The organism is Alloacidobacterium sp., assembly GCF_035631355.1.
GTDB lineage: Bacteria > Acidobacteriota > Terriglobia > Terriglobales > Acidobacteriaceae > Alloacidobacterium.
The window spans coordinates 1-12507 of sequence record NZ_DASQIX010000056.1 but is presented as its reverse complement, the minus strand read 5'-3'; the positions used below and the strand labels follow the sequence as shown (position 1 = coordinate 12507).

Annotated in this window: 3 protein-coding genes and 1 pseudogene; 1 reads left to right on the top strand and 3 read right to left on the bottom strand. The window is 55.4% G+C overall.

Features of this window, described 5'->3' with window-relative positions; all coding sequences use genetic code 11:
* Nucleotides 1–17: 17 nt before the first annotated feature.
* The 3 genes from VEV40_RS09790 to VEV40_RS09780 all read right to left on the bottom strand — a co-directional run bounded on the left by VEV40_RS09790 (nt 18) and on the right by VEV40_RS09780 (nt 11017).
* Complete coding sequence (locus VEV40_RS09790) at nt 18–2702, bottom strand: DUF5107 domain-containing protein (RefSeq protein WP_324831984.1); 2685 nt, start codon at nt 2700–2702, stop codon at nt 18–20.
* Between the two features lie 386 nt (nt 2703–3088).
* The gene (locus VEV40_RS09785; RefSeq protein ID WP_324831982.1) at nt 3089–4618 is read right to left on the bottom strand and encodes an ATP-binding protein; all 1530 of its coding nucleotides are present in this window, start codon (nt 4616–4618) and stop codon (nt 3089–3091) included.
* Nucleotides 4619–4702: 84 nt separating this feature from the next.
* Nucleotides 4703–11017 (bottom strand): HAMP domain-containing protein, encoded by a 6315-nt coding sequence (locus VEV40_RS09780; protein ID WP_324831981.1) that lies wholly within the window; start codon nt 11015–11017, stop codon nt 4703–4705.
* 552 nt (nt 11018–11569) lie between these two features.
* On the opposite strand from VEV40_RS09780, the pseudogene VEV40_RS09775 reads away from it, so the two are divergent.
* Nucleotides 11570–12507: pseudogene (locus tag VEV40_RS09775) on the top strand (hypothetical protein); the annotation flags it as partial.

The following is a 12507-nucleotide window of genomic DNA, read 5'->3' as shown; positions in this document are numbered from 1 at the left end:
ACATTAACAGGAAGCTTTTAGTTTTTACTGGCTGGATTTTTGCCGGAATTGTCTTTAGCTTGCGGCACAAGCGGTGCTGCACCTTCTTTGCGGGGAAGAAAGTGGCGGGCCAGCAACGCGTCCGCCTGGTCCTCTTTTCCGTCCTCCCGCAGAGCGCTGACGAGGGCGCGAATAAGATCAGCGGGCATGTCCGCATCCTCGGGGAAACGCTGAAGCATAGCCACACGCTGGGTAGCCGACTGTCCCATTTGCTGCATGGCTTTGTCCATCTCGACGTAAAGCGCCGGGTTCAATGGATCAACCTGGAAGCCGTGCTGGAACACGGCTGCCGCTTCGGCAGGCTGCTTTTTGATCTCCAATAGAGCGCGTCCCAGACTTGCATCGAGCGATGGAATGTCAGAACGGAGCGATGCGGCACTGTACCATTCTTCGATAGCCGGATCCGTCATTCCTTTGGAAAACCAGAGAGTGCCCAGAAGGAAATGTGCCGATGCGTCTGAAGGGTTGGTGGCGAGTGTTGAGCGCAAAACAGGAATGGTCTCAGCCCTGTTGGGGAAGATATAACGCAACGACCTGCTCGAAGCCGCCTGGTAGTCGGCCTGTGCTGACTGCCCGAGTTTCTCGCGGCAATAGCCTCGATAGTAGGCAAGCAAGGGGTTTTCTTCGGGTGATGCGGTCCCAGGCTCACTCTGGTCAGGGTGAATGCGAGGATATGAACGCGAAAGCAGCGCGAGTGAATCGGAGTAAAGCCCCAGCCGGTTATATTGCACGACTAAATCAAGAATCCGGTTGGGGTCGGCGGCAAGATGCTCGTCGAGATGAATATCTGATTGTCCCATGATCGAAAGCTCGTTCCGCAGAAAAGCGCTTGTGGGATATTTTGCAAGAGATGCCACGGCAAGTTGCCGGGCGCGATCGGCCTCGCCATTTGCGCGCTCCAGAGCTACCGCATCTTCGAGGCAGCGCTGTGGATGTGATTCGTGAGAGACATCAAGACCGGAACGGGAAAGAATGTCGAGCGCGCCTGCCGTATCGTGGTCCTGAGCAAGAAGTTCAGCGAGCAGCATGCCTCCGGGCACCCGATAGGATGGGTTGCGATATGCTGCTTCAAATTCAATGCGGGCCTCGCGTCGATGGCCAAGAGCCGCCTCTGCAATGCCGCGATAGTAGCGCGTCTCTCCGTCCCAGGTTGCACGGTCTTCCACTTGCTTGAGCATCTGCGACGCCTCTTCAAATCGGAACAAGTTCACATCTAGCCGGCCTTGCGCCTTCAATAGATCAAAGTTTGCTGGAGATGCCGCCAGGCCTTGCTCATATGTCCGCCAGGCGGCGATCAGGTTGCCCTGAAGCTCCTCGTTCGTGCCGCGTTCAAGCAGGCCAGCGGCGGTATCGGGTGCCTTGTAGGCTGTTTGTGGGCCAGTTTGAATCTGGTCGCGCGGCGTCCAGTCGTACAGGTCTTCCGTGTGCTTCAGAAGGACTTCGTGTTTGTCATTCTCAAGAAGAAATGTGTATTTGCGATCAGACGGAAGGTTATTAAGAATATGCCACCATGTTATTGCCGGATCGAGCGATGCGGTCTCTTGAAAAACTGCAGTGTTGCCATCCAAAATCCGGATGGACGCGTTTGGAAATTTCTGGTTGGCATTGAAGGCCGCTATGAGTGAGGTTCGTCCAGCCGCATCGAGCTTCCTGGACATCGAAACGACGCCATTCAGATTGGCGCGCGAGATGCCGTCGATATTTCTGACCGGCATCCAGTATTCGGAAAACCGGATGACCTGTTGCGGTTCCAGAAAACCGTATGTCTCCTGATTGCGAAACAGGCCCGCCTGCACTTCCGCATAGGCGCTGTTGTTGTCGGAGAGCGCCTTGCGCCATGCCAGGCCATCCGTATCCACGCCCCATGTCCAGATCTTCTTTGCCGGCAAATCGCTGTACTCGGCATAGTGGACAACGCCGGCATCTGTTTGCGGATTGTAGATGCCCATGAACGGTTCCCGGCTGCCGTGGCTGAAAAGGGAGACAGGGCCGTCCTTCTGGTTCGCAATGATGCTGAGGTCCATTCCCTTTGAGTTGACCGGCCATGTATCTACATCGGTGAAGCCGTGACTCGCGGTGAACTGCATCGGGTACCAGATCTTCGAGTCGTCCCACACCTGCACGCCCGCGTTGTTCCACCAATAGAACCGGTGTCTTAGATCGCCGGGATTCGTCAGCGTGACGCGCTCTTCCAGAACTGTGCTTCCCGGATGCAGCACAAGCTGCACGGTCCACTCCATGCCGTAGACGCGGTCACGATTCCCCACGGTAACCGACGCGCTGCCATCAGGGCTACTTGAATAGGCGTAATCGACGGGGGAAATCGAAACCCAGTTATGGGACACGGGAAAATTGAATTCAACACCGAAGGCCGACCAGGCTCCGCGGTACCCGATCAGGGCTTTCTTTAGTGTCGGATTGGCGTAAAACATTGGCTTGCCGTTGATCTTGTCAATACACGTATAAATATGACCGCCGAGATCAGGCAGGATCGTGCACTGCAGGTACTCGTTTTCGAGAAAAACTGCGCGCCATGAATGGACTGTCTCTGTCCTGTGCACATCTTCGCGCATCGTGTAGGGATAGCTGAATCTATCGGTAGCGTAAATATCGAATGGTGGATTCTCGTCAGGAGGGCCTTCGTCCGATGCCGCGAGGGACATACTGCCCTCCCAGACCCTAACCTGGGCGCAAAGCCGGGTTTGCAGTAGCGGAAGCAATAAGAGGAACCCTGTGAGAAAATGCATCTCTTTTTATCTCATGGATTTGGTTAAGCGCCATAGCTAGGCCGCTACGGTAAGCCGGAAATTCACGACCGTTTTCAGCATCTGACTGGAATAGTCTCATTAAAATGTTTTGGATCCCATATAAATACAGGCAAGAGGATTGCTTTATTGGGATATTTGCATCTGAAATGTCAGGGAGTTTAGAGCAACTCCACAACTCCCGCCTGACCTATGATTGGGAAGAATTTTTCGCTATCGTGCAGCCGTTGGATTTTGCAGGCCATAGTTATTTTGCTTTATTACGTTTCATTGCCGTGCCTGGCTCAGACTACAGCTTCAACGGCTTCCATCTGCCGTTCTCTCACTACATGCCCGGGAATCATAACCCGAAAACATGTGGCTGACCCGCTCGAACTCATGCTGCGGAATTGAATTGAACCGTCATACTTCTGCACGATACCTTTGCTGATCCACAATCCAAGTCCTGTACCTTTAGTAGCTTTTGTGGTGAAAAAAGGCTCGAAAAGCTGCTTCGCGTGTTCCGGTTTGACGCCGGAGCCGGTATCGGACACGAATATTGATAATCGCTTGTTCTGTGTTTTTGGATTGAGCTCTTCCCGGACGCTGATCCGCAACCTTCCTCCGCGGGGCATTGCCTGAACGGCATTCCCGATCAGGTTCATGAATACCTGTCTCAATTCACCCGGAAATCCCTGAATGACCGCATCCGCCACATAACGCTTCTCCAATGTCACACCTTGCAGTTGTATGTTCCGCGCTTGCAGCTCGATGACATTGTCGAGCGCATCAGAAACCGAAACTGCTACAGGCTGCTGGGCTTCGCGATAGAAGTTCAGCGTGTGCTTCACGATGTGCGCGACGCGGAGCAGCTCATTTTCGGCCATCTTCGCATATTCCCGTGCTTGCGCGTCCAGGGAGGAATGGCCTCTCAGCAAATGAAAGATGTTGAGAATTGCCTCCAGCGGATTGTTGATCTCATGAGCGATAATGCCCGCGACCCGGCCCATAGCGGCCAGTTTCTCGGCGGTCCGCAATCCCTGCTCTGCCCGCAGGGTAGCGGTCATGTCGCGTCCTATCTCCAGAATCGCGGAAGGGTTGCCGGCTTCGTCCGTCTTAAGCGCTTTACGGAAGGCAACCGTGATTTCCTCACCGCCGCGAGTCACTTGTACAAGATTGCCCTCCCATCTTTGGGTTCCCTCGAGCGACGACATGATCTGGTTGAAAGGCACAGGAAACTTCGTCTTCAGGACTTCATGAAGGTTCTGGCCCTGAATCTCTTCCCGCTTCCAGCCATACAAGTTCTCCGCACCTGAATTCCAGAAACGGACAGCGCCATCCATATCACGTACCAGGATGGGGTCCGTTGCCAGATCAAGCAAATCAGCGCGCTCCCGAAGCTCCTCTGTGCGTTCCGCAACGCGCTGCTCCAGTTCCCGGTTCAGACGTTCCAACTCGCGCCGCTTGCGGTGCAATTCGGCAAATACGCTGACCTTCGCGCGAAGGACTTCGGGAATAACGGGCACAGAGATGTAATCGACCGCGCCGCGCTCGTATCCTTTAATCCGATCGGGATCGGAAAGGTGAATTGCGGAAATAAACAGAATGGGCGTTTTCTGGAACCGCGGGTGCTGACGCATCATGTCCGCCAGCTCAAAGCCGTCGATTCCCGGCATGCTGACGTCGGTCAGCACTACGGCGATATCATTCTTCAGCAGATGCTGGAGAGCTTCTGTCCCGGAAGCGGCTTTGATCAAGTTCTCGCCAAGCTCGGTCAAAATAGCTTCATAAGTCAGGAGCTTTGAAGGTTGATCGTCGACGAGAAGAATATTCACCTTCTGGCTGCTACTGGCCGGTTTGCGGCCCCGTTTTTCTCCTATGCGGGGATTACTGCCATTTGTTGACATAAAAGTATTCTGCTACCTGTGAAGCCACATGCGTAATGCCGCCAGTAATTGATCCGTATTGACAGGTTTCGCCAGATACTCAGAAGCTCCTGCCTCCAGACATTTTTCGCGGTCACCCTTCATTGCCTTTGCTGTAAGTGCAATAATGGGGAGCCTGCGGAAATCGGCGTTCTGCCGTATGACGCGCATCGTCTCATACCCATCCATTTCCGGCATCATGATGTCCATCAACACAATGCCCAGATCAGGCGTGGATTCAAGCATGCCAATGGCTTCGCGCCCGGTGCTCGCAGTAAGGACGTTCATGCCGCGTCTTTCCAGAACGCTGCTTAAAGCAAAGATATTTCGTACGTCATCATCCACGATGAGCACTTTCTTGCCAATAAGGGCATCGTCCGAGCGATGCAGGTGATCGAGCATTTTCTGCTTTTCTGCCGGCAAATCAGCGACCACGCGATGAAGGAACAATGCTGTCTCATCCAGCAATCGCTCTGGCGACTCAACATCCTTCAAAACCACGCTGCGGGCCAGCGTCCGAAGTTTCGCGTCTTCATCGGAACTCAACTCTTTCCCGGTAAAGACGACTACGGGCACGTCGCCTATGCTCGGCATATTGCGCAGCTGGTCAAGGACTTCGAAACCGGTCATGTCCGGAAGGCGCATATCAAGGACAACACAGTCAAATCGCTGCTGATTTAAAGCGTTCAATGCCTCCCTGCCGGTTGAAACGATTGAGACATCAATGTCGTCAAAACCAAGCAGCTCCCTGATGCTGAGTTGTTCGGCCGGATTGTCTTCCACCACCAGCAGCCGTTTGCAATGCGGCGAGGAAAACTCCTTGATTTTGTTCAGAGCCCCTTCAATGCCTTCCTTGCTCGTTGGCTTCGTTACGAACGAGAAAGCCCCGCGGGATAATCCATGGTGCCGGTCGTCATCAATAGTCAACATCTGCACGGGGATGTGTCTCATGCCTGGGTCCTGCTTCAAATGATTCAGCACAGTCCAACCCAGCATGTCGGGCAGAAATACATCGAGAGATACAGCGCTTGGGTGGAATTCGCGCGCCAGCGAAAGCGCCTCTGCTCCACGCGATGCGGCCAGGACCTTGAAGCCTTTGTCGCGGGCCAGGTCACGCACAACACGCGCATAGTGCGGGTCGTCTTCGACAATCAGCAAAGTGGGGTCGCCGGCTTCCAGAACGGCGCGGTCGTCCTCAATCTCCTGGGTGGCATGCTCCACCGCAGTTGCGCTCGCGAGCTGACGAACTGAGGTTGTTCGCGCGTTTTCTGCAACGGCCTCCTCAGTGCGGCCTGAGGTAACAGGTCCAGCATAAGCCTGTGGCAGATACAAAGTAAATGTGCTTCCCCTGCTGGGAGTGCTTTGCAACTGAATCTCGCCGCCAAGCAGGCTGGCCAACTCGCGGCTGATTGCAAGACCGAGACCGGTGCCGCCATATTTGCGGCTTGTGCCTGCGTCAGCCTGCTGGAAGGCCTCAAAGATGATCTTCTGTTTATCCAGAGGAATTCCGATTCCCGTATCGGCTACTTCAAACGCAACGACTGAGTTGGCGCTTCTCAGGATCGGATGATTGTTGCTCCATCCACTCTCAGAGCGAAAAACCGACAAACGCACGCCCCCGTGCTCGGTAAATTTAACGGCATTGGACAGTAGGTTCTTGAGCACCTGCTGCAAGCGCTTCGAGTCGGTGACGAAACTGCGGCCGATATGCTTGTCGGTGTACAGGTCGAATGAGAGTCGTCTCGTCTCCGCTTCATGCCGGAATGGACGTGCGACCATCTCAAGCAAGCTGCTAAAGAACACTTCCTCGGCCTCTACCGAAACGGTTCCGGATTCGATCTTCGAAAGATCGAGGATGTCGCTGATCAGGTTGAGCAGATCGGTGCCGGCACCATGGATGGTGCGCGCAAACTCGATTTGTTTTGCCGTAAGATTGCCCTCAGGGTTATCGCCGAGCTGCTGGCCGAGCACGAGAATGCTGTTCAAGGGAGTGCGCAGCTCGTGAGACATGTTGGCCAGGAATTCTGATTTGTACTTTGAAGTAAGCGCCAGTTCTTTGGCCTTCTCTTCCAGGTCTCTACGAGCCTGCTCTATTTCCTGGTTCTTGCGCTCAACTTCCACATTCTGTTCGGCAAGCTGCTGTGCTTTCTGGCCGAGCTGGTCATTTGTCTGTTGCAGTTCTTTCTGCTGCGACTGAAGCTCGGTAGCGAGTTGCTGCGACTGCTTCAGCAGCCCTTCCGTCTGCATGGTCGCCTCGATGCTGTTCAGGACGATTCCGATGCTGGCTGTGAGTTGCTCAAGGAAGGCAAGGTGAGAGGCGGTGAACGAACTCAATGTTGCCAGTTCGATGACCGCCTTTACGCGATCTTCAAACAACACTGGCAACACAATCACGTTTCGCGGAACTGACTCAAACAGGCCAGAACGGACCGGGGCAGTAGTTTGCGGCAAGTCCCCAATCAACATGCGGCGTTTTTCCTTCGCGCATTGGCCGATCAATCCTTCCCCTAGTGATATGCGCTCCAGATGGCCGTCTGGTGTGCTTGCATAGGCGGAGAGCAGGGTCAACACCCCATGCCTTTCTGAATCCATCTGGTAGATCACGCCTTGCTGCGCATTGACCAGCGGGGCCAGTTCGGAAAGAAGCATGCGCCCAACCGTTGCGAGATCGCGCTGGCCCTGCAGCATGCCGGTAAAACGGGCAAGATTGGTCTTGAGCCAATCCTGCTCCGTGTTCCGCTCTGTCGTGAGCCGCAGGTTGTTGATCATCGTGTTGATGTTGTCCTTCAACTCCGAGACTTCACCTCTTGCTTCCACCTGAATCGAACGGGTGAGATCGCCCTTTGTGACCGCGGTCGCAACTTCCGCAATGGCGCGCACCTGGTTTGTCAGGTTTTCCGCAAGCAGGTTCACATTATTGACGAGGTCTTTCCAGGTCCCGGCTGCGCCCGGCACATTTGCCTGGCCGCCAAGACGCCCTTCTACTCCGACTTCGCGGGCCACAGTCGTTACCTGGTCCGCGAAAGTGGCCAGCGTATCCGTCATGTTGTTGATGGTTTCCGCCAGGGCTGCCACTTCGCCCTTCGCGTTCACGGTGAGCTTCTGCGTGAGTACGCCGTTTGCCACTGCGGTAACCACCTTCACAATACCTCGCACCTGCTCCGTAAGATTCGAGGCCATGACGTTCACATTGTCGGTCAGGTCTTTCCAGATTCCGGCCACTCCCGGCACCTGCGCCTGGCCGCCCAGTTTGCCTTCGGTTCCTACTTCACGCCCGACGCGCGTCACTTCAGCGGCAAAGGCATTGAGCTGGTCCACCATGGTGTTGATGGTGTTCTTGAGTTCCAGAATTTCACCCTTCACGTCCACTGTGATCTTGCGGGACAGATCTCCACGCGCAACTGCCGTTGTTACCTCAGCGATATTTCGTACCTGAGCGGTAAGATTGCCGGCCATGGCATTCACTGAGTCGGTCAGGTCTTTCCACGTTCCTGCTACACCGGGCACGTTCGCCTGACCGCCCAGACGGCCTTCGGTGCCGACTTCGCGGGCCACGCGTGTCACTTCTACTGAGAACGCGTTGAGCTGGTCCACCATCGTGTTGATGGTTTCTTTCAGCAGCAGAATTTCGCCGCGGACATCTACCGTGATCTTTTTGGAAAGATCGCCGGTCGCAATCGCCGTCGCCACTTCAGCGATATTTCGCACCTGTCCCGTCAGGTTGCTCGCCATGAAATTGACGTTGTCGGTAAGGTCTTTCCATGTGCCTGCCACCCCCGGCACTTCAGCTTGTCCTCCCAGCTTGCCGTCTGTGCCTACCTCGCGTGCCACACGCGTCACTTCGCCTGCGAAAGCGTTCAGCTGGTCCACCATGGTGTTGATGGTGTTCTTGAGTTCTAGGATTTCGCCCTTTACGTCTACCGTGATCTTGCGCGACAAGTCTCCGCTGGCCACCGCTGTGGTCACTTCAGCAATGTTGCGGACCTGGGCAGTCAGATTGCCGGCCATGGAATTCACTGAGTCAGTCAGATCTTTCCACGTTCCGGCAACACCGGGCACGTTGGCTTGTCCACCCAGGCGACCCTCGCTGCCCACCTCGCGCGCCACGCGCGTCACTTCTACTGAGAAGGCGTTGAGCTGGTCCACCATGGTATTGATGGTTTCCTTCAACAGTAGAATTTCTCCGCGGACGTCTACGGTAATTTTCTTGGAAAGATCGCCGGTCGCAATCGCCGTCGCCACTTCAGCGATATTTCGCACCTGTCCCGTCAGGTTGCTTGCCATGGAATTCACCGAGTCGGTCAGATCTTTCCATGTTCCTGCGACGCCAGGCACCATGGCCTGCCCACCCAGGCGGCCTTCGCTGCCCACTTCGCGCGCCACGCGTGTCACTTCTGAAGCGAATGCGCGCAGCTGGTCCACCATCGTGTTCAGCGTATCTTTTAATTCCAGGATTTCGCCCTTCACATCTACCGTAATCTTGCGCGACAGGTCTCCGCGCGCCACCGCCGTTGCAACTTCAGCAATATTGCGTACTTGTGCGGTAAGATTTCCGGCCATGAAATTGACGTTGTCTGTCAGATCTTTCCAGGTGCCCGCAACCCCAGGTACCTCCGCCTGTCCGGCCAATTTGCCCTCGGTGCCGACTTCGCGGGCTACGCGTGTTACTTCGCTGGCGAATGCATTGAGCTGATCCACCATCGTGTTGATCGTATTTTTTAGTTCAAGGATTTCTCCCTTTACGTCCACCGCGATCTTGCGGGACAAATCTCCGCGCGCAACAGCCGTGGTCACCTCGGCAATGTTGCGCACCTGTGCGGTCAGGTTTCCGGCCATGAAATTTACTGAATCTGTCAGGTCTTTCCATGTGCCGGCCACTCCGGGAACGTTGGCTTGACCGCCAAGACGCCCCTCTGTACCCACCTCGCGCGCGACGCGCGTCACTTCGCCGGCGAAACGGTTGAGCTGGTCCACCATTGTGTTCAGCGTTTCTTTCAACTGAAGAATCTCGCCGCGAACATCCACGGTGATCTTGCGCGACAGGTCGCCGTTCGCAATTGCCGTCGCAACCTCGGCGATATTACGCACCTGGCCGGTAAGATTGCTGGCCATGAAGTTTACATTGTCAGTCAGGTCCTTCCATGTGCCGGCGACACCGGGTACGTCGGCCTGACCACCCAGCTTGCCTTCCGTACCCACTTCGCGCGCCACGCGCGTTACTTCGCCCGCGAAGGCGTTGAGTTGGTCCACCATCGTATTGATGGTTTCTTTAAGTTCCAGAATCTCGCCCTTCACGTCGACCGTGATCTTTCGCGAGAGGTCGCCGCGAGCCACAGCCGTTGTCACTCCGGCGATATTGCGCACCTGCGCAGTCAGGTTGCCCGCCATGGCATTGACGGAATCGGTAAGGTCCTTCCATGTGCCGGCCACGCCCGGGACCACGGCCTGACCGCCCAGTTTGCCGTCCGTGCCCACCTCACGCGCCACGCGTGTCACTTCTGAAGCAAAGGACCGCAACTGGTCCACCATGGTGTTGATTGCTTCTTTTAACTGGAGAATCTCTCCGCGGACATCAACCGTGATTTTCCGCGAGAGATCACCGCTCGCGACAGCAGTTGCCACCTCGGCAATGTTGCGCACCTGGCTGGTCAGATTGCTGGCCATCAGGTTTACCGAATCGGTAAGGTCTTTCCACGTTCCCGCAACTCCGGGCACAACAGCCTGGCCACCCAGCTTGCCGTCCGTGCCCACCTCGCGCGCCACGCGCGTCACTTCCGAAGTGAAGACACTCAGCTGCTGAATCATCGTATTCACGATGTTCGCCGACCGCAGGAACTCGCCTTCCAGGGGCCGGCCGTCTACATCGAGCCGCACCTTTTCATTGAGGCTGCCCTGCGCTACCGCCGCAATCGCGCGGGTGACTTCAGTGGTCGGGCGGAGAAGGTCATCAACCAGAGTGTTGATCGAGCTCTCCATGTCCCCCCACGCCCCCTTTGGTTCGCGAAATCGGGCGCGTTCGCGTATGCGGCCCTTCTTACCCACGGCCTGACCGACTCGGGCCAGTTCGAGGGCCATCTGTTCATTGGCTGCAACGATATTGTTGAAGGTATCGGCGATTTTCCCTGTTAACCCAATCCATGAACCCGGCAGCCGCACCGAGAAGTCGCCTTCTCGCATCCGCTGCAGGCTTGTCAGAATCAAATCCAGCTCTGCGGGAGTAGTTGCGGCACGCCCATTTTCGGATAAGGCGGAAATGCCTTTATCCTTAACAGGACCTGCAATTGCAGTTCCGGCCCTGCTCTTTTTCATCGATTGGATCTCCTGGGAACTCCTCTTAACGCCGCGAGACTTGATATTCTCCATAAGGCGATATAGTTCAATGGTACAAACGAAGAGCCGGCGCAACTTCGTGCTATGGGGATTGCTAGGTTGGAGGTTCTTTGGCCTCTCACAGACATCGCTATCGACAACGAGCGGAAACGATAATAACCGTATTGGATGCCAGAGTGCCAATGAGGGTTGGATTGAGCAAAAGCTTCCTCAGGGATAGCCCCTGGACTTCAGCCAATCGATGACCAAAACGATCGGCAACGGGAAGTTTGAACCGGAATAGATGTATTCGGTCATCCACCAATCTCGTAGGCGAGAAGAAATTATACTTCCGTGGCATGGAAGTGGCCTTTGGTTCAATCCGGACCAGGTCCAGCAAACATCCAAATCAGAATCTATGGTTTTTGCGGGGTCTTTTCAGCGAGGTCGCTGAAGTGCCAGGCTGCGACCTAAGGTTTGTTCCCAGCCTTTACGTGATCGTGTAAACCCGACCGGCAAGCGGTCGCCGTTTGGAATTACATTGGGAGCATCATGCTCAACCGGCGTAACTTTCTTAAGTCTGGCCTTACTGCAGGAGCAGCGGTCGTTCCTTTGACATCGGCGCTGACTGGTCTTTCTTCGACCAATCAGTCCGCCGTGGACACATATCTATCAGAAATAGAGGTTGTCTCGCTGCCGAACCGCCTGCCTCCAGTGGATCAGGCGGCTTTACCGTGGCAGCAAAGGGTTCGACGCGTGGGTCAGACCAACATGACAGAGTACGACCCGGCGGTGATGAACGTGGATGAGTGGGCCGATTACTGGCACTCTGCTCAGGCAGACATTGTTTTTGTCAGCGTCACCGGAATTCTTGCGTTTTATCCCTCCAAGGTAAGGTTTCATCGGCACGGAAAATTCCTGAATGGCCGCGATCTTTTCGGTGAATGCGTGACGGCGGCAAAGAAACGCGGCATGCGTGTGGTGGCGCGCATGAGTCCCGATCTCAATTGGGGAGATGCGCTCGAAGCTCATCCGGAGTGGGCCATGCGTCACCAGGATGGATCGGTACAGCACAGCGGCGAAGATCCACGTTTGTTTAAGACCTGTATGTTTACGACGTACATGGACGAGTACGTTCCCGCCATTATGCGCGAGGTGAATTCTCTCTACGACGTCGATTGTTTCTATACGAATGGCTGGCCGCCGCTGGGGAGCCTACCCGTCTGCTACTGCTCTATTTGCAGCAAGCTTCCGGCATCGGGAACGCCGGCCTACTGGCGTGTTTTTACTGATCGGGTCCTGGAGTTGTGGCGGAAATATGACGCGATTGCCAAAGAGAAGAAGCGCGTCAGCTTCTTCTTTGCCAATTCAGGCGGCAATGTACGCGGCGGACCGAATCTCGACCAACTCGGCAAAATTGCCGCGTGGTTCCAGGCAGACAACCAGGGCCGCACCTATGAGGATCCAGCGGTCTGGGGATGCAGTCTGCA

Coding starts and splice junctions, on each gene's coding strand:
- VEV40_RS09790 (WP_324831984.1), bottom strand. CDS start 2,702: ATGTCCCTCGCGGCATCGGACGAAGGCCCTCCTGACGAGAATCCACCA.
- VEV40_RS09780 (WP_324831981.1), bottom strand. CDS start 11,017: ATGAAAAAGAGCAGGGCCGGAACTGCAATTGCAGGTCCTGTTAAGGAT.